Below are 17,941 nucleotides of genomic sequence, written 5' to 3' on the forward strand. Positions count from 1 at the left end.
TGGCTTTTTTATCGGCGTTTCATCCCAAAATGGGGATAGCTGATTTTGCCCGGCACCGTACAATAAACAGCATAATTATAAAAGTGGATAACAAAAATGCAGATGCGAACGGTCATTCCTATTTTTACCAGCTTGATTATGCTGAACGGTTGTGGTGGTGAGAGTGCCAAGATTCAGGAGTCTGTCAGATATGCTCAGCCGCTGCATTCCAGTTTAACCCAGTCCCAGTCTGGTACGCAGCCACAAGGTGAAAAGTGGTCGGTTTCAGCTCAGGTATTTGATGCCAGTGGGCAGCCTGTTGCTCAAGCCAAAATCTATGTGCAGCTGGGCGAACACAACTATTACACCCATTCTCAGACCGATGGCCGTTACACTTTATATCTGCCTCGTGAATATGATTATCCGGATCATATTGCCGGCACGGTCTGGATGGAGGGCTATCAACCGGAAATCCTGTTGCTGTCCTATCAGAACCAGCATTTATATATTGATCAGCATAGTCATCTGGTTCAGCTCAAGCCTTTAACCGAAGCGCATGTGGTGTTTCAGCAGGGGCTACATTTAATTCATCTGGGTGATGATTCACTGGTGAAAAACCCGGAAACCCGAATTCAGACCGCGCCACAAGGACTGGTCTGGAGTGATGGTTTTCAGTATACGCAGGCACTGCAAAAACAGTATAACCAGCTCTGTATCCAGTTGTATGGCAAGGGTATTCAGAGCCAGTATGCCAATCAGGATAAAATTTCCATCTCCAGAAAAAATGACCTGCGTTTAAGTATTACCCAATTGCTGTCGGACAGTCCGAGTTCGGGCGCCTATAGTGCCAATGAGCACTGTTTTCCGTTAAGGCATTTTCAGGTGAATGATCATATTCAGGTGCAAATTAAGTCACATACCCTGGACACCGATCAGGATAATTTCGAGATGCTGAATATTGTAGGCGTCTTAAGAAAAATTTAAAGTAGATTACCTTGCTGAGATAAATAATGAGCTCAATGGAATAGCCTAAGCAAAACAGAGGATCTGATCGATTTTGAAGATTCAATAATTCTCGCTCTTCCATCGCTATGCTCCATCTAAAGCCAAAGACCTGTCTACTACTGGACGATTGCTTTAGATTTGTGCTGTATCTATTCAAACAGATGTAGCGCTATTCAGGATTTAGGTCATTTCTTGCAAACAGCAGATGACAACAGGCCAGTCAATACGGTATGAAAGATAGATCAATACCGGGAGTGACTATGCTAAAACTGATTTTTTATGTGCCTGAATCGCATCTGGAAGCCACCAAAGCTGCTGTATTTAAAGCCGGTGGTGGGGGAATCGGCGATTATGAACACTGTGCCTGGCAGGTGCTGGGCACCGGGCAATTTAAACCCTTACGTGGCGCAGACCCGTATATTGGGGAAGTCGGCACGCTTGAAAAAGTAGAGGAATGGCGGGTGGAAATCATTGTACCGGAAGATAACGCAGCAAATGTAGCCCGTGCCTTAAAAGATAGCCATCCTTATGAAGAACCGGCATTCGAGTTTATTCAGATGATAGATGTGCAGTTTTAATTATTGAATATTGGAATATCTGACAGAGAGGGAGAGCCTTTTAATCAGCTCTCCCTTGTGCAGCAGTCCCGCTTCTCTCTTAAAGAAAAGTGGGACTTTTTACATCTTGTTTAAACTTTCTGAATAAACAACTCCCGGTCAAACCGGTATTGCGGGAAGAACACGCCATCTTTCGCACGTTCACCGGCAGCAATTACCATCACCACATATTGCTGTTCATTCAGCTTTAAGATTTTACGCACCATTGGCTCATCAAAACCTTCCATCATACAGCTGTCAAAGCCATAAGCGCGTAAGGCCAGCACCAGATTTTCACAGGCCAAAGCGGTAGTTTTCGAGGCCCACAGTTTGGCATCGGCCGGATGAAATGCCGACACTGGCAATTGCTTGTCCAAGCTACGTGCCACTTTAAAGGCCACTTTTTTGAAATGACCGAAGGCATTGAAATAGCCAGTTTTATAATTATAGGGAATAAATTTATAGTATTTTTTTACCGGGGCTGGCGCTTCAGGAAACGGGAACTCGGAAATATTGAGTTTGGCCATTTCATCAATGCGGTCGGTGCGTGCTACACAAACAATCAGCTCGGCCGCAGTTCTGGCTGCCAGCTGACTCAGACAGGCTTTGACCAGCTGCTTTTTCTTGGCCGGATTCTGGACCACATAAAAGGTCCACGGCTGTAAATTGGAGGAGTTCGGTGCCAGTAAGGCTAAATCCAGGCAGGCATCTAAAATATCCGCTGGAATGGGCTTGTCGGTAAATTTACGTACCGAACGGCGGCTGGTGATGACTTTACGAAAGTTTTCGACATCAATATCTTGTGGTGCCGGTTCGTAATAGCGTTTTTTCTCGGTTGAAGATGATGCAGAGTTTAAAGATGAGGGATCTGACGAATTTGACATGGGAACCATCACAAAAGAGATAAAAGAAAGAGAAAACAACTAAACCATAAAAAACGTAGGCACAGCGACTGCACCTACGTTGATGAGCATAATACTTAATGAAACTGGGTAAAGTCAGGTTTACGTTTTTGCATAAAAGCCTGTACAGCTTCCATCATTTCCGGTGAGCCGACCCGTTTCATAAAGATTTCCGCTTCATGATCAATACAGTCAATGATCTCATCCAGATTGTGTTTCATTAGCGCTTTGGTTTGTTTGAGAGAAGCCAGTGGTAAGGCTGCCAAAATGTGCGCCTGTTGCTGGGCAGTGGCATATACATCCTCTTCAATACTATTGACCAGACCGGCGTTTAGCGCTTTGTCGCTGTTAAACTTCTGAGCAGTTAGCAGCAGCTCTGCGGCTTTATGGAAACCGGCCTGCTGTACCAGCAGTTTGCTGGACGCACCTTCTGGGGACAGGCCGAGGCTCACAAATGGAATCTGGAACAGGGCAGTGTTGTCGCTATAGACTAAATCTGCATGTAATAACAGCGTGACCCCGATGCCAATGGCTACACCACGCACCGCAGCAATTAGCGGTTTGGAAAAACGTGCAGCAGCTTTTAGCAATACAAAGGGTGGCGTATCTCCAGCTTTGCCTTGCAATGGTGTTTGAATAAACTTCATGAAGTCCTGCATGTCGTTACCGGCACTGAAATCAGCATCGGCTCCGCGTAAAATTACTACGCGGACGTCTTTATTCTGATCGGCTTCGTCCAGTGCCTGCGCAATCCAGAGATACAGTTCACCATACAGGGCATTTTTGGCTTCCGGGCGCTGAATGGCTAAGGTCAGTACGCCATTGTCTAAATTCGCATTCAAATGTGGATGGGGTTGTTGAATACAGCTCAGTGTCATCGTACTATCCTTGCTTTCAATTAATTTGAATTTATGGGCTTATTATGGCGAAAATTATTGTTGACGCCACAACTGGTGAGTTCATAAAAGTTGATGTGCTATGAATTATAAATTTGATTATCTTGTGTTTATTGGCCGCTTCCAGCCTTTTCATCTGGCACATATGCAGACCATTTTAATCGCGCTGGAGCAAAGTGAAAACGTGATTTTGGCACTGGGCTCTGCACAAGATGAACGCAATATCAAAAATCCGTTTACTGCCGCTGAACGCCAGCAGATGATTCTGTCCAACTTTAGCCCAGAGCAGCAGCAGCGGATCAAATTTGTGCATGTGGTCGATGTATATAACGATGAAAAATGGCAGAAACTGGTGAAAATGCTGGTGGCCACGGTGGCCGGACCAGAAGCCAAAGTCGGTTTAATTGGCCATTTTAAAGATGAGTCTTCCTATTATCTGCAATTTTTCCCGGAGTGGGAGATGGTCGAGCTTGACAGTCTGGAAGGTGCCATGTCTGCCACGCCGGTACGTGAAGCCTATTTTCGTGGAGAAATCTGGACCGATGCCTTCCCGCCGGGCACAATCAAATTTTTACAGAATTTTCAGCACACGCCGGTTTATCAACAATTACAAGACAAATATCATGCGCAAGACCGTAGTAATCTCACCTAAGCTCGCCGGCTCCATCTTGTTAACAAGATAAAGCCAGTTGCGCCGCAAGGAGATAAGCGATGAACTTGAACCCGTCACATGTAGCAAGGTCAAAGACCAAATGCTTACTGGGTGCGGCTATTATGCTGCTGGGTATCAGCCCGGCCTATGCCGAGCGCTGGATCCTGACCTCAAAAAGTGAAGTCGGTTTTGAGATTAAATCAATGGGCGTGCAACTGGTTGCAGAGCAGTTTAAGCAGGTGCAGTCGGTCATGCATTTTGATCCAAAAGCACCGCAGCAGGCCTCGACCCAATTTGTGCTAAATGTGGACAGTCTGCAGCTGAGTAAACCCTCTTTAAGACATATGATTCTGGGCGAGGACTTATTCCATGCCCAAAAATATAAAACCGTCAGTTTTAAAAGCACGCGTTTTACTGCTTTAGGCCCTGATCAATATCGTATTGCCGGCAATTTAACCCTACGCGGCGTGACGCGTCCGGTTGTTTTTCATACCAGTTTAAAACCGAATACAGGAAATCCAAAATTGCTGGATGTGCAATCATCAACCCAAATTCAGCGTAGTGATTTTGGTATGAAAAAGGCGATGGGTGGTGTTGGAGAAAAGGTCAATATTCAGCTTAAAGGTCAATGGCGTGTTCAATAAGTGGATGATGAGCATCATGAGTCAGTCGGATTCATCCAGTGCTTTGCCTGTTGTTTTAAGGCTTGTCCCAGTTTCTCAATCGCCACAGATTGCTGTTTCCAGTGATGCCAGTACAGTGCCACTTCTGTTTTTGCCTTAGGCAAAATTTCAATCAGTTGGCCATCTTTAAGCCGATCTGCAATTTGGACTTCGGGCAGCATGCCATAACCGATGCCTTTAAAAATAGCATCCGCAAAGGCTGTTGAATCAGGAATCTGATGATAAGGATAGCTAGATTCAGTGAGTCCATACTGCTGTTCCAGTTGGTCACTATGCAGCCGGTCTTTATGATTATAAATGACAGCAGGAGCAACTCTTAAACTGTCACGATGCATACCCTGTTTAAACCAGCGTTGTACAAATGTCGGGCTGGCGACCATCCGATAAGTCATACTGCCCAGGTATTCGGCGACACAGCCTGCAATGGCCTGAGCTTGGGTAGAAATACAGGCATTTACCTGACCGGTTTCCAGTAAGTGATGGGTTTGACGCTGATCTTCAAGCTGTAATTTTAGTACAATCTTGTCTTGGATTAAGGTGGCCTGCAGGGCACTTAATAACCAGGTGGCAAGAGAATCGGCATTACTGGCAATATGCACCTGATAAAAATTGGAATGGGGATGATAACCTGCCAATTCCTGACGCAGGTTCTGTTCCAGCAGGCGCCGATGTTGTAAATACTGCAATAACGCTTGTCCGGCTTGAGTGGTACGGCAGGGTCGTTCCCTTAAAATAAGCATCTGTCCCAAATCTTTTTCTAAATTCTGCACCCGCAGCGTAATTGCTGAGGCCGTTACATATAAACGTTCAGCGGCCAGCTCAAAACTTCCGGTTTCTGCTACTGCCAGAAAAGCTTCACATTGTTTACTGTTCAACATATTCATTGAGAAAAATTAAGCTATCCCTATTTTTCCTTAATTTTACTTATTTCAAAATAAAAAAATAGATAATGGCTGCATTTCAGGTGGAGTAAAAAAGATGTTGGCCTATGTACAGGGAATGGCAATGGGTTTGGGATTGATAGCAGCAATTGGTGCACAAAATGCCTTTGTCTTGAAACAGGGATTAAAAGGGCAGCATATCTTTTGGATTTGTGTGTGCTGTGCCGTATCTGATTCCATTTTAATTATGGCCGGCGTATTTGGTTTGGGGGATGTGGTGCAGCAACATCCTCAAGTGCTTACTGTGATTAAATATTTTGGCGTCGCATTTTTATTTTTATATGGACTTCAGCACTTTTATCAGGCTTGGTGTGGGCAAAAGTCGATGCAGCTTGCAGACACTGCGCCACCGACATTAAAAGCCTTATTGTTGCTGTGTTTGGCATTGACCTGGCTCAATCCGCATGTCTATTTAGATACCGTGTTGCTGTTAGGTTCTATTTCAAGCCAATTTGGTGCCGGGCAACTCGAATTTATGTGGGGTGCAATTACGGCATCGTGGCTGTTCTTTTTTGCTTTGGGTTATGGCGCAAAGTGGTTATTGCCGCTATTTCAAAACCCAAGCGCCTGGCAAATTTTAGATTGCATCATTGCCTTGATGATGTGGAGTATTGCCTGGTCTTTACTGACATTATCCTGATCAAAAGCCTGACCTTGCATCAGGCTTTTTTCCGATCCAGCAATTGTTTAACTGTTGGCTTGTAAGGCTTTTAAATCTTCCAGTACCTGCTCGGCATGTCCTGCAGCCTTGACTTTACGGTATTCCTTGACCAGCTGGCCGTTATGGAAAATAAAGGTAGAGCGCTCAATTCCCATGACTTTTTTGCCATACATATTTTTTTCTTTAATCACATCAAAATGCTGGCACAGCACTTCTTCCTTATCACTGATCAGATCAATCGTCAGGTTCTGTTTGGCAGTAAAGTTCTGATGCGCTTTCACCGAATCACGCGACACGCCAAGAATGGTCGCACCCAATGCCTCAAACTGATCTTTCAGGCCAGAAAAATCTACCGCCTGCGTGGTACAGCCTGGAGTGGAATCCTTTGGATAAAAATACACAATTAACCATTCCGCCTGTAGTTCAGCCAGATTGATTTCCGCCGTGGTGGTCGGAAAAGTCTGATTCGGTAAGTTCAAGTCGCTCATGATATCGTCCTTTTAGATTGTGTCAGTTTTTAAATTGCCTCTATCATACCGAATTTCCTGCGTTTTCTCACAAATTACCGGTAGAGAAAAATGAACGCAGCAAACTGGGTAAAAAAAAGCCTGCAATGGATGCAGGCCTCTGGAGGAACTATATGATTATTTCTTTTGCTGCGCTTGCGCGGCTTTCATGGCTTCTTCAGTTAAGGTTTTTAATTTACCGGTTAACTGAGGACCAAAACATGCCTGTAAGTCTTTGTTTTGTTTTTGGACAAAAGCAAGGGTACTTGGGCTTTTCTTCTGGTTAATGGTACTTTGGATTTCCCATTTTTGTGCATTGGTCAGCTTACCATCGGCTTCAACCGCACAGGTACAGTATTTGCTGACTTCAGCAGCGCTTAACTTTTTACCTTTTGCAGTTTCTTCTTTACAAACATTAATCAGCGCCGATTTTACATTGGTGCTTTTATATGCCTGTTGCAATTTGTCTGTGTTGGCCTGAGCAGATGTTGCGAATACGGCTACAGTAGACACAATCGCAGAAAGGATAATGTTTGATTTTAAATTCTTCATAGATTCTACCTTGTCATTACGGTATATAACGTGTCGGATCAGCCACACCTGCGTCTAGGAAACCCTGTTTACGTAAACGACAGCTATCGCATTTTCCACAAGCACGTCCTTGGTCATCTGCCTGGTAGCAAGACACCGTTTGACTATAGTCTACGCCATGATCAAGACCTAAGCGAATGATATTTGCTTTGGATAAATGTAACAAAGGTGTTTCAAATTTGAGTGGTTTTCCTTCTACGCCCACTTTGGTGGCCAGACGCGCCATATTGGCAAAAGCCTCAATAAACTCAGGACGACAGTCCGGATAACCCGAATAATCCACCGCGTTAATACCAATAACAATGGCTTCTGCATCAAATACTTCCGCTGCTGCCAGCGCATAAGACAGGAAGATGGTGTTACGTGCCGGAACATAAGTCACCGGAATACCATCCTGTTCCTGCTCGGGTACCTCAATATTATGATCGGTCAGGGCAGAGCCACCTAAGTTACCTAAATCTATATTAATAACACGATGTTCTACACCCGCACGCTGGGTTAAGGCTTTGGCAGCGTCCAGTTCGGTCGTGGAACGCTGGCCATAACGAAAACTGAGGGCGATACATTCATAACGCGCTTGCGCCCACGCTAAACAGGTTGTTGAGTCTAAACCGCCAGATAACAATACAATGGCACGAGGGCGCATCAGAATCTCCAAAATAATAAAAAGCAATTTGAGCCGTGTATAAAGCTTTGCGTTTCGCAGGTTAATTTTGCAAACAGAGCAATTATACAGCAGCCTGATTAACGACCAGTTTCATCATTCCACAGCAGTTTGTGTAACTGTAGCTGAAAACGAACAGGGAGATGGTCTTCTAAAATCCATTGAGCTAAATCACGGGCCAGTTGTGGCATGCGTGCGGCACCATTTTCAACTTCAAAGGCAGGGGAAAACCAGACGGTGCTGACTTTTTTATGCAGTTGATATAACTCTACTTGCTGCTTTGACCATTCATAATCTTCACGGTTACAAATCACAAACTTGATTTGATCGTGCGCAGTCAAATAGTCCAGATTCGAAAGCAAATTTCGTGCAACTTCCCCAGAGGTTGGGGTTTTTAAATCTAAAACTTTGGAAACACGTGGGTCTACCTTAGATACATCTAAAGCACCGCTGGTTTCCAGGGACACTTCACAGCCTAAATCTGCTAATCGCTGCATTAAAGGCAGGGCATTCGGCTGTGCCAGCGGTTCACCGCCCGTCACGCAGACATACGGTGTGTTAAAGTCCAGCGTGGTCTGAATAATCGCTTCAAGCGACTGACGCTCGCCACCTTCAAAAGAATAGGTGGTATCGCAATAGGTACAGCGCAGCGGACAACCGGTTAAACGGATAAACACGGTTGGCAGCCCTGAGGTATTGGCTTCGCCTTGTAATGAATAGAAGATCTCCGTAATGCGTAAACCCGCAGACGGATCAGAAACAGGAATAGCGGAAGATCGAAGCGTACTCATAACAAATTAACCACCGGGTAGAAAAACAAAAATCTCTACGATCATTACTAACCGTAGAGATGAGGAGCGATAGCTCCGCTTAAACTAAAGAAAAATTAGTCTTCGCGTAATAAATCGTTCAGGCTGGTTTTCGCACGTGTTTGCGCGTCAACTTTTTTCACGATAATGGCAGCATATAAGCTGTATGTGCCGCATTTAGATGGCAGGCTGCCAGAAACAACTACAGAACCGGCAGGAACACGGCCGTAGTGGATTTCGCCAGTTTCACGGTCATAAATCTTGGTAGATTGACCAATGTAAACGCCCATTGAAATCACAGAACCTTCTTCAACAATCACGCCTTCCACGATTTCAGAACGTGCGCCGATGAAGCAGTTATCTTCAATAATGGTCGGATTGGCTTGGAGTGGCTCAAGTACACCACCAATACCGACACCACCAGACAAGTGTACATTTTTACCAATTTGTGCACATGAACCGACAGTGGCCCAAGTGTCGACCATAGTGCCTTCATCTACATATGCACCAATGTTGACATAAGATGGCATCAGCACCACATTTTTCGCCTGGAACGAACCTTTACGTGCAACTGCAGGGGGTACTACACGTACGCCAGCCGCTTTAAACTGTTCTTCAGTCCAGCCTTTGAATTTGGTATCGACTTTGTCATAGAAACGAAGATCACATGACTCAATTGGTTTATTGTCGTTTAGTTTAAAAGATAACAAAACGGCTTTTTTCAACCATTGGTGTACAACCCATTCACCGTCAATTTTTTCCGCTACACGCAGTGTACCGTTATCTAAGCCAGCAATAGCTTCCTCTACTGCCTGACGGATTTCAGCCGGGCAGTCTGCCGCGGTGAAATTAGCACGATCTTCAAACGCTTGTTCAATAATCGTTGAAAGCTGAGACATGATCTTCCTTCCAAAAAAATTTTCAAGATTTTACACTAAATTGAACACGGGTTAGATGAAAATTGGCACTAAGATCGAAATTAATAATAAAGAAAAATGTTTTCGCTCAATAGAAGAAACATCTGCTTAAACTTTCACCTCAAAAAGAGTTATCTTTCAAAAAGAAACATAGATTTGTATCAAAAAATAACAAAAAATGAGCAAAATGTGCATAAAAACTGTGCGGGAACTTCTTTATATTTAAGCTTATCAACAATAGTACGAAACATGAAAAATAAGTTTTTATTTTGAGGAGCATATTACGATGAAATCTTTACATAAAATTTTAGCCATTTCCGTGCTTGCCACAGCAGCAGGTTCAGCAATGGCAGATACAGCAGTAATACATGATAGTTATGCCTTTGATCGTAACCAACTTGTTCCAACAGGAGTACGTGCTGAAGTTGGTACAACAGGTTATGGTGGTGCCTTGCTTTGGACTGCAAATCCATATGTTGGTTTAGCATTGGGTTATAACGGTGGGGATATTTCATGGTCAGATGATTTATCCATTAATGGTTCTGATTATGACCTGGATATGGATAATAATAATATTTATTTAAATGCTGAGCTTCGTCCTTGGGGCACGAGTGAAAGTCGTTGGGCACAGGGCGTTTACGTTGCGGCTGGTGTAGCTTATTTAGATAATGACTATAAACTTGATCGTCGCGTTGATGGCTCAACCAATTTCTCAGTAGGTAATACAGATTTCCAATCTACTGCTGCAGGTGTTCACATTAATGGTGAATTACAATATAAAAATGATATTGCTCCATATTTGGGTTTAGGTTTTGCACCTAAGATCAATAATAATTGGGGCGTGTTTGGTGAAGTAGGAGCTTACTATACAGGTAATCCAACAGTTTCATTAAATCGTGTATCGGGATCAGCTACTAATAATGATGGTATTTCATTAGAGACTGCTCTGGAAAGAGAAGAAGCTGATATCCGTAATGATAATGAACATGAATGGTTACCAGTCGCTAAGCTAGGTGTAAGCTACCATTGGTAATTCAAGTCAGTGTTTTAGTAAACAAAAAACGAGCTTCGGCTCGTTTTTTTATACCTTTAGAAATGATAGCCAAATCTTAGTCCATATACCCAGGCATGATTGTCCCGATTGACCCAGGCTAGACTGGAAATTTGAGTGCCGGCAAAATCACTGGGTTGAATATGCGGCTGTTTAAACTTTAAATAATAGGCCCCTGCAGCAATAAAACTGTCAGGTCGAAAATAAAAGAGCTGGCCTAAGCCGAGGCTATAGTGCCCATCTGCCGGATTTAGGGTCGAGGCCGGATTGCCAATCCCGGAGTCCCAGCCCAGTTCTAATTGACTGATCCAGCGTGCATTCCAGCGATGTAACCCGCCCAGTTTGGCCGACCATTGATCTTTCTGATAATGAATTAATTTAAAGTCTTTAATTTCAGGAACGAATGTTGCGTAAGCATCAATCACGGCGCCAAATTGAGTCGGTTGTATATAAAAATCTTTCCAGTTAACCCAGCGTATACCTGCATAGAGCAGGTTATTGGCACTGATGCCGGTGTGTAAATCCAGATTCAGCGATTCGGGTGTGCGAACCGCGGTATTCTGGTCCGCCACGATCTGCAATTGGCCTTGTGGAGACTGTTCCTGTACCGCTAGCTGATGATGAATGGCCGAACGATAAGTTAGCGCCGCACTCATGGCATATTCAGGAATCTGGTAGCGTACCCCGGCCAGCCAACCCCAGGCATCATCTTCAGGGAAATAGGCCTGATAGCCATGAAAAATATAATAATTTTGTCCCCAAAGCTCTAGATTCCCCTGAAAAGACTGATGACTGAGTCCTGCATAAAAAGTCCAGTGCGTATCCGGATGATACCCGACAAGCGCGCTAATATTTTCTGTTTTAAAGCGAATGTCGGCAGCTTCGACGTCTAATGGTTGACCATAAAAATCCGGGTTGTAGTTATAGTTAACCTTGACCCCAAAGGGCTGATCATAAAGCAGGGCAAAGGAAAACTCTGGATTCAGCTGCAGTTTAAAACCACCGAGCACAAAATGCTGATCGGGTGCCAGGTTGCCGGTGGAATAATCATGAATCCCTAACTCGGCCAGTGCAGCCTGATTTTCGACTTGTCCTGCGACATCGGCCTCTAAATGCACCAGGGAGATTTCGGCATAATGATCGGGCTGGAAAAAAATATGCATGGATTGTCCGGACTGCTCCAGCGCTGCTGCAGAGACAGCTTGCACTGGTAAAAGCAGGCTCATCGACACCCAGAAAAAATGGACCTTCATTGGCTGTCCTTTAATTTTTGGTTAAATTATAAACTTGTAAAGTATTGATATTTAAAAATTATCTAGCTATTAAAACTGAATTTGCTGAAAAAATAAACAGGTTTAAGTGATCTTTATCCCATTTTTTAGGGATGCTGTAATGTAGTGCAAAATGAGCGTTAGCATAAAATTTAATAAGTGCGGATTGGGTTCATCTGCTTAGTAGATCAACTGGAGTGATATAAAAAAGAGGATGCTGATGCCATCCTCTCCATTTCCATTTTTTGTTGGGGTTAGTCTTCCGGATACGCGACTTTTTTCAGGGCTTTAATGTCGGCTTCAGGTGAGCACAGGGAAATAAACTCATAGCCATAACCACGTAGTAAATGTCCTTTACGCACCGCCAGCCAGGTGGTATTCAGGCCAAAAATATCGGTTTCTATCTGCTTTAAACGATAATCACGTTCCTGGTCATAGGCTACATTGTTGACTACACCCACGCCCATGCCTAATTCGACATAGGTTTTAATGACGTCGGCGTCCAGGGCAGACATCACGATATCAACATCAATGCCGGCATCTTCAAAGGCTTTGTCAATTTTAGAACGGCCGGTAAAACCGCCGTGGTAGGTAATAATCGGATATTCCGCCAAATCCTGAATGCTGATCTCGGCTTTATGGGCCAGCGGATGGTTTTGCGGGGTAATAATACTGTGCTGCCAAGTATAGTAAGGCACACTGGCCAGATTGCTTTCTGTGGTTAAGGATTCTGTTGCAATACCAATATCGGCTTCGCCTTGTAGCAGCATCTCGGTAATTTCAACCGGACTGGCCTGTTGCAGAATCAGATGGACCTTGGGAAATTCTTTTTTAAACTGGTTCACAATCGGCGGGAGTACATAACGTGCCTGAGTGTGGGTGGTGGCAATGGTTAGGGTGCCTTCATCCACTTTATTAAAATCATCGGCCAGACGTTTAATATTATCGGCATCCACCAACATGCGCTCAACAATACCGAGTAGGGCCTGACCAGGTTCAGTCAAACCGAGCAGGCGTTTGCCTTTACGGATAAACAGTTGCACACCCAGTTCATCTTCCAGGTCTTTAATATGCTTGCTCACCCCGGACTGGGAGGTGTACAGCGCCGCAGAGGCTTCGGTTAAATTGAAGTTCTGGCGCACAGTTTCTCGAATAATTCTGAGCTGTTGGAAGTTCATGTCCTTTTTCCCTCAAAAAAGGATGGGGCTTGAAATGCCCCATCGGTGCGCGGTTAAGCGACTTGATTTTCAAATAAATGTAATTGACTTGCTGTCAGCCAGACGGTCTGGTTTGGACGGAACTGATGCAAGCGTGCTTCTTCTGGGGTGAGGGAAATTTCAATTAAGTTCCCTTGACGGTCGTTCAGTTCTGCCAGCACTTTACCGGCAATCCAGACTTCACGTAAGAAGGTGGCCTGAATGGCATTGTCCTGTGGCTGGGCATGAATGGTCAGCTCATCCGGGCGGGCAAAGGCAATGATCTCGCCCTGAGGCCCCTGTTGTGCGCTGGCCAGCTGAATACGGTCTTCACCCAGCTGAATCAGGCCATTGCTGTTCTGACCTTCAAAACGGTTGGCCTGACCCAGGAAGTCAAACACAAACGGCGTCGCCGGTTTTTCGTAGACTTCGCGTGGTGAACCAATCTGCTCGATGTTGCCTTTGTTCATCACCACGATCTGGTCCGCCACTTCTAAGGCTTCTTCCTGATCATGGGTAACAAAAATTGAAGTGATATGCAATTCATCATGCAGGGTACGTAACCAGCGGCGTAGTTCTTTACGCACTTTGGCATCCAGCGCACCAAACGGTTCATCCAGCAGCAGGACACGTGGTTCAACGGCTAAGGCACGCGCCAGGGCAATACGCTGACGCTGACCGCCAGACAATTGCGCCGGATAACGGTCGGCCAGAAAGCCGAGTTGTACCAGATCAAGCAGGCGGGTCACGCGTTTTTTAATTTCAGCTTCCGATGGACGAGTGGCACGCGGACGTACACGTAAACCAAAGGCAATGTTGTCAAAAACGGTCATGTGACGGAACAGCGCATAATGCTGGAAGACGAAACCGACCTGACGCTCACGCACGTGAACATCGGTGGCATCCTGACCTTCCAGAATCACCTGACCGCCATCGGCAGATTCCAAACCGGCAATAATCCGCAGCAGGGTGGTTTTACCACAGCCCGATGGACCTAGGAGAGCCACCAGCTGGCCATCTGGAAAATCGAGGGAGATATTGTTCAGTGCATGGAATGCACCAAAGTGTTTTTCAATATTTTTAACTTGAATACTCATGAGGTCATTCCTTAAGAAACTGTTGAATCTTCATTACGTTTGTCCTGCTTTTCCTGACGGATTTCGACCCAGGTTTTCAGGATCAAGGTCACAATCGCCAGCAGGGCCAGCAGGGATGACACCGCAAACGCAGCACTGAAGGTATATTCGTTATAGAGAATCTCAACGTGTAAGGGCAAAGTATTGGTTTCACCGCGAATGTGTCCAGACACGACTGATACCGCACCAAACTCACCCATCGCCCGGGCATTACACAGAATGACACCGTAAATCAGGCCCCATTTAATATTCGGCAAGGTAACTTTCCAGAAGGTTTGCCAGCCAGAGGCACCCAGTACAATGGCCGCTTCTTCTTCTTCGGTGCCTTGTGCTTCCATAAGTGGAATCAGTTCACGTGCCACAAACGGTACGGTAATAAAGATGGTGGCAATGACAATCGCTGGCACGGCATACAAAATCTTGATGTCGTTGTCCATTAACCAGTTGCCCATCCAGCCCTGGGTACCAAAAATCAGTACCAGCATCATCCCGGCAATGACGGGAGAGACCGAGAACGGCAAATCAATGATGGTGGTCAGAATTGATTTACCCGGGAAGTTAAACTTGGCCACCGACCAGGCTGCGGCTACACCAAACACCACGTTGAGTGGAACGGCAATGGCCGCGGTGAGTAAAGTCAGTTTGACCGCAGATAAGGTATCTGGATGTACTAGCGCCTGGGTATACACGCCCACGCCTTGTTTAAAGGCTTCAACGAACACCAGAATTAACGGCAGAATCAGGCAGCTCAGGAAGAAAATCAGGGCAATGGCCAGTAAGGTGTAGCGAACCCAGGTCGGTTCACGGGTGGCATCACGCGATTGCAGCTTGTCGGCCAAAGCATTGCTGTTGGTATTTAAACTCATCGGGCTGTTCTCCCTGTACGACGGCTGGCCCATGCTTGTAACAAGTTAATTAGGAACAGCATCACAAATGAAATCAGCAGCATTACCACCGCAATAGTGGTTGCACCGGCATAATCATATTCTTCTAAACGGGAGATAATCATCAGCGGGGCAATTTCAGTTTCAAAAGGCTGGTTCCCGGCAATGAAGATTACCGAACCATATTCACCCACGCCACGGGCAAAGGCCAGGGCAAAACCGGTAATTAACGCCGGCAGTAAAATCGGGAAAATGACTTTGGTAACAATCTGCAGACGGTTTGCGCCTAAGGCAGATGCAGCTTCTTCCAGCTCGGTTTCCAGATCGCTGAGTACCGGCTGTACGGTACGCACCACAAATGGAATACCAATGAAGATCAGGGCCAGGGTAATCCCGATAGGGGTATAGGCCACCTGAATGCTTAAAGGCTCCAGATACTGACCAATCCAGCCGGTAGGTGCATATAAAGAGGTCAGGGCAATACCGGCCACGGCGGTCGGTAAGGCAAAAGGTAAATCGACCAGCGCATCAATCAGGCGTTTGCCCGGGAAGCGGTAACGCACCAGACACCAGGCCAGCAATAAACCAAAAACGACGTTCACCAGCGCTGCAATCAGCGCAGCACTAAAACTTAACTGCAAAGATTTTAAGATACGTTCAGAACTTAAAATTTCCCATAAACCTTCCCAGCCAATGTCCAGCGATTTTAAAAATACGGCAGACAAAGGAATCAGAACGATTAATGATAAATACGCTAGGGTAAAGCCTAGAGAAAGACCAAATCCTGGCAGCACTCGGGACCGCTGCGACATGATTACTCCTCAAAGAGAGAATGCGGGCTGAAATCAGCCAGCGAAAAATAAATAAATTTCGGCACAAGCATAATTTGCGAGGGTTAAATTGCAAATTTAAATAAATACTTGCTGTCATCAGTAATACTGATATGCTGCATAGCCTTTTCTGAAATCAGGTAATTCCAGAGTTCAGGAAAAGGACCAAAACCAGAGGCGACATTAATATGCCCGACATGGCCCAAGCTTACCGGTTCTAATTGCCAGGACTGCGCCAGTTCCAGTGCATGTTCGGCATTTAACCAGGGATCATTTTCACTGATCAGCATGCTGGCGGGAACCTGCACTTGCAGCTGATGAAAATAATCCTGATAGTCATGCTGGCTGTCACGGGCAAAACCGGCTTCACCAAAACGGCCCGGGTTGGCCGGTGCCACCAGTACCAGATTCTTGACCTTGCGTTGCAGCGCCGGGTATTGCGCCAGAGCGGCTACGGTAGTCAAACAGCCAAAGCTATGCGCCACAATTTGCAGCGGTGCATCAATCGCCGCCACGGTGCTTCGGAACTGTTCTACCCAGGTTTCGAGTACCGGGGCATTCCAGTCCTGCTGCTCGACGCGGGAGCAGGACATGAGCTGTCGTTGTAACCAGGATTGCCAGTGGCTATATTCACTGCCACCTACGCCCGGAACAATTACGGTATGAATCATGTCGATGCTCCTTTGCTTACCTTACAGTTGCTGATGCTACAGCTGAATTATTTAGCGCTATTGGCTTTTACGATCTGGTCGAAAATACCGCCATTTTCAAAATGTGCAGACTGGACTTTGGCCCAGCCCCCAAATTCCTGATCTACCGTGACCAGCTTTAACGGCTTAAAGACCTGGCTGTATTTCTTTAATGCTGCTTCGCTACGAGGACGATAATAATGTTTGCCGGCTAAATCCTGTCCGAGTGGGGAATACAGGAAGTTTAAATAGCCTTGGGCCAAATATTTGTTGCCGTGTTTTTCCGCATTTTTCTCAACAATGGCCACCGGCGGTTCTGCCAGTACCGACAGGCTTGGGGTAATAATTTCAAATTTACCCGGCTGCTCACGAATGGCTAAGTGCGCTTCATTTTCACAGGCCAGCAGTACATCACCAATGCCACGCTCGGCAAACGTGGTGGTTGAACCGCGGGCGCCTGAATCCAGAACTTTGGTGTTTTTATAAATTTTACGGACAAATTCCTGTGCAGTTTGATCATTGCCACCCGGCTGATGTTTAGCCCAAGCCCAGGCGGCCAGATAGTTCCAGCGTGCACCGCCTGAGGTTTTCGGGTTCGGGGTAATAATACCTACGCCCGGCTTGACCAGATCGCCCCAGTCCTGAATCCCTTTCGGATTACCTTTACGTACTAAAAATACAATGGTCGAGGTATAAGGCGTCGAGTTATACGGTAATTTCTTTTGCCAGTCTGCCGGAAACAGTTTGGCTTTTTCCGCAATTACATCAATATCGGCGGCCAAAGCCAGTGTCACCACATCGGCACTCAGGCCATCAATTACGGCACGGGCCTGCTTGCCTGAACCGCCATGCGACTGTTTAAAATTAATTTTTTGTCCGGTCCGGCTTTCCCAGTATTTGCCGAACTGTTTATTCACATCATCATATAATTCACGGGTCGGGTCATACGACACGTTCAGAAAATCTTTTGCAGCAACACCAAAGGAGGATGCCGAAATTAATGCGGCCAGTACCCCAATTTTTAATTTTGTAAAACTCATGACTAACCTCAAATTTTTCGCTGTTTTGTAACATGAGGCAAG

At 45.6% G+C, this 17,941-nt stretch carries 21 protein-coding genes; 6 read left to right on the forward strand and 15 right to left on the reverse strand.

Annotation, left to right across the window (positions count from 1 at the left end; all coding sequences use genetic code 11):
• The first annotated feature begins 96 nt into the window (after nucleotides 1–96).
• Complete coding sequence (locus tag VF685_RS02210) at nucleotides 97–963, forward strand: carboxypeptidase-like regulatory domain-containing protein (RefSeq protein WP_168381677.1); 867 nt, start codon at nucleotides 97–99, stop codon at nucleotides 961–963.
• A gap of 281 nt (nucleotides 964–1,244) precedes the next feature.
• Nucleotides 1,245–1,562, forward strand: coding sequence for a hypothetical protein (locus tag VF685_RS02215; RefSeq protein ID WP_005176621.1), 318 nt, complete (start codon nucleotides 1,245–1,247; stop codon nucleotides 1,560–1,562).
• A gap of 110 nt (nucleotides 1,563–1,672) precedes the next feature.
• Here the strand turns inward: VF685_RS02215 and VF685_RS02220 are convergent, their stop codons facing one another.
• Together VF685_RS02220 and VF685_RS02225 are read right to left on the reverse strand one after the other, a co-directional pair.
• A complete protein-coding gene (locus tag VF685_RS02220) occupies nucleotides 1,673–2,464 on the reverse strand; it encodes a nitroreductase family protein (RefSeq protein WP_005176623.1) in 792 nt (263 codons plus the stop codon).
• 95 nt (nucleotides 2,465–2,559) lie between these two features.
• Entirely contained in the window at nucleotides 2,560–3,360 is an 801-nt protein-coding gene (locus VF685_RS02225) for an enoyl-CoA hydratase (protein WP_156188881.1), read from the reverse strand.
• Nucleotides 3,361–3,460: 100 nt separating this feature from the next.
• Here VF685_RS02225 and VF685_RS02230 point away from each other — a divergent pair, with 100 nt between their 5' ends.
• On the forward strand, nucleotides 3,461–4,030 hold the full coding sequence (locus VF685_RS02230) for a nicotinate-nicotinamide nucleotide adenylyltransferase (protein WP_075174739.1): 570 nt from the start codon (nucleotides 3,461–3,463) through the stop codon (nucleotides 4,028–4,030).
• Nucleotides 4,031–4,089: 59 nt separating this feature from the next.
• Nucleotides 4,090–4,674: a YceI family protein gene (locus VF685_RS02235; RefSeq protein ID WP_286384722.1), complete on the forward strand. Its 585-nt coding sequence runs from the start codon at nucleotides 4,090–4,092 to the stop codon at nucleotides 4,672–4,674.
• Nucleotides 4,675–4,688: 14 nt separating this feature from the next.
• Here VF685_RS02235 and VF685_RS02240 read toward each other — a convergent pair whose 3' ends face one another.
• Nucleotides 4,689–5,591 carry a LysR family transcriptional regulator ArgP gene (locus VF685_RS02240; protein WP_286384721.1) on the reverse strand — a complete coding sequence of 301 codons (903 nt, stop codon included), beginning with the start codon at nucleotides 5,589–5,591 and terminating at the stop codon, nucleotides 4,689–4,691.
• A 100-nt stretch (nucleotides 5,592–5,691) separates the two neighbouring features.
• On the opposite strand from VF685_RS02240, the gene VF685_RS02245 reads away from it, so the two are divergent.
• The gene (locus VF685_RS02245; RefSeq protein ID WP_253097004.1) at nucleotides 5,692–6,294 is read left to right on the forward strand and encodes a LysE/ArgO family amino acid transporter; all 603 of its coding nucleotides are present in this window, start codon (nucleotides 5,692–5,694) and stop codon (nucleotides 6,292–6,294) included.
• Between the two features lie 47 nt (nucleotides 6,295–6,341).
• Here VF685_RS02245 and VF685_RS02250 read toward each other — a convergent pair whose 3' ends face one another.
• The 5 genes from VF685_RS02250 to dapD all read right to left on the reverse strand — a co-directional run bounded on the left by VF685_RS02250 (nucleotide 6,342) and on the right by dapD (nucleotide 9,784).
• Nucleotides 6,342–6,803: a peroxiredoxin gene (locus VF685_RS02250; protein WP_104471274.1), complete on the reverse strand. Its 462-nt coding sequence runs from the start codon at nucleotides 6,801–6,803 to the stop codon at nucleotides 6,342–6,344.
• A 156-nt stretch (nucleotides 6,804–6,959) separates the two neighbouring features.
• The gene (locus VF685_RS02255) at nucleotides 6,960–7,373 is read right to left on the reverse strand and encodes a hypothetical protein (RefSeq protein ID WP_005176638.1); all 414 of its coding nucleotides are present in this window, start codon (nucleotides 7,371–7,373) and stop codon (nucleotides 6,960–6,962) included.
• 16 nt (nucleotides 7,374–7,389) lie between these two features.
• Nucleotides 7,390–8,058 (reverse strand): 7-cyano-7-deazaguanine synthase QueC, encoded by a 669-nt coding sequence (queC, locus tag VF685_RS02260; protein WP_005176642.1) that lies wholly within the window; start codon nucleotides 8,056–8,058, stop codon nucleotides 7,390–7,392.
• Nucleotides 8,059–8,156: 98 nt separating this feature from the next.
• Nucleotides 8,157–8,867 (reverse strand): 7-carboxy-7-deazaguanine synthase QueE, encoded by a 711-nt coding sequence (gene queE / locus VF685_RS02265; RefSeq protein ID WP_075167785.1) that lies wholly within the window; start codon nucleotides 8,865–8,867, stop codon nucleotides 8,157–8,159.
• Nucleotides 8,868–8,962: 95 nt separating this feature from the next.
• Nucleotides 8,963–9,784 carry a 2,3,4,5-tetrahydropyridine-2,6-dicarboxylate N-succinyltransferase gene (gene dapD / locus VF685_RS02270; protein ID WP_005176646.1) on the reverse strand — a complete coding sequence of 274 codons (822 nt, stop codon included), beginning with the start codon at nucleotides 9,782–9,784 and terminating at the stop codon, nucleotides 8,963–8,965.
• A gap of 304 nt (nucleotides 9,785–10,088) precedes the next feature.
• On the opposite strand from dapD, the gene carO reads away from it, so the two are divergent.
• Entirely contained in the window at nucleotides 10,089–10,835 is a 747-nt protein-coding gene (gene carO, locus VF685_RS02275; protein WP_440203541.1) for an ornithine uptake porin CarO, read from the forward strand.
• Nucleotides 10,836–10,891: 56 nt separating this feature from the next.
• Here the strand turns inward: carO and VF685_RS02280 are convergent, their stop codons facing one another.
• From VF685_RS02280 to VF685_RS02310, 7 genes are all read right to left on the reverse strand, one after another.
• Nucleotides 10,892–12,106 (reverse strand): OmpP1/FadL family transporter, encoded by a 1,215-nt coding sequence (locus VF685_RS02280; RefSeq protein ID WP_440203542.1) that lies wholly within the window; start codon nucleotides 12,104–12,106, stop codon nucleotides 10,892–10,894.
• A gap of 272 nt (nucleotides 12,107–12,378) precedes the next feature.
• Complete coding sequence (locus VF685_RS02285; protein WP_075167787.1) at nucleotides 12,379–13,302, reverse strand: CysB family HTH-type transcriptional regulator; 924 nt, start codon at nucleotides 13,300–13,302, stop codon at nucleotides 12,379–12,381.
• A 53-nt stretch (nucleotides 13,303–13,355) separates the two neighbouring features.
• Nucleotides 13,356–14,417: a sulfate/molybdate ABC transporter ATP-binding protein gene (locus tag VF685_RS02290; RefSeq protein WP_005176652.1), complete on the reverse strand. Its 1,062-nt coding sequence runs from the start codon at nucleotides 14,415–14,417 to the stop codon at nucleotides 13,356–13,358.
• Between the two features lie 11 nt (nucleotides 14,418–14,428).
• Nucleotides 14,429–15,322 (reverse strand): sulfate ABC transporter permease subunit CysW, encoded by an 894-nt coding sequence (gene cysW / locus VF685_RS02295; RefSeq protein ID WP_075167788.1) that lies wholly within the window; start codon nucleotides 15,320–15,322, stop codon nucleotides 14,429–14,431.
• The gene (gene cysT / locus VF685_RS02300) at nucleotides 15,319–16,152 is read right to left on the reverse strand and encodes a sulfate ABC transporter permease subunit CysT (protein ID WP_286384718.1); all 834 of its coding nucleotides are present in this window, start codon (nucleotides 16,150–16,152) and stop codon (nucleotides 15,319–15,321) included. Before cysT ends, cysW begins: the two co-directional genes overlap by 4 nt.
• An 83-nt stretch (nucleotides 16,153–16,235) precedes the next feature.
• Nucleotides 16,236–16,841, reverse strand: coding sequence for an alpha/beta hydrolase (locus tag VF685_RS02305; RefSeq protein ID WP_005176655.1), 606 nt, complete (start codon nucleotides 16,839–16,841; stop codon nucleotides 16,236–16,238).
• A gap of 47 nt (nucleotides 16,842–16,888) precedes the next feature.
• Entirely contained in the window at nucleotides 16,889–17,899 is a 1,011-nt protein-coding gene (locus VF685_RS02310; protein ID WP_286384717.1) for a sulfate ABC transporter substrate-binding protein, read from the reverse strand.
• Nucleotides 17,900–17,941: the final 42 nt, after the last annotated feature.

Source organism: Acinetobacter sp. Brlt_5, from assembly GCF_051949055.1.
GTDB classification, from domain to species: domain Bacteria; phylum Pseudomonadota; class Gammaproteobacteria; order Pseudomonadales; family Moraxellaceae; genus Acinetobacter; species Acinetobacter indicus.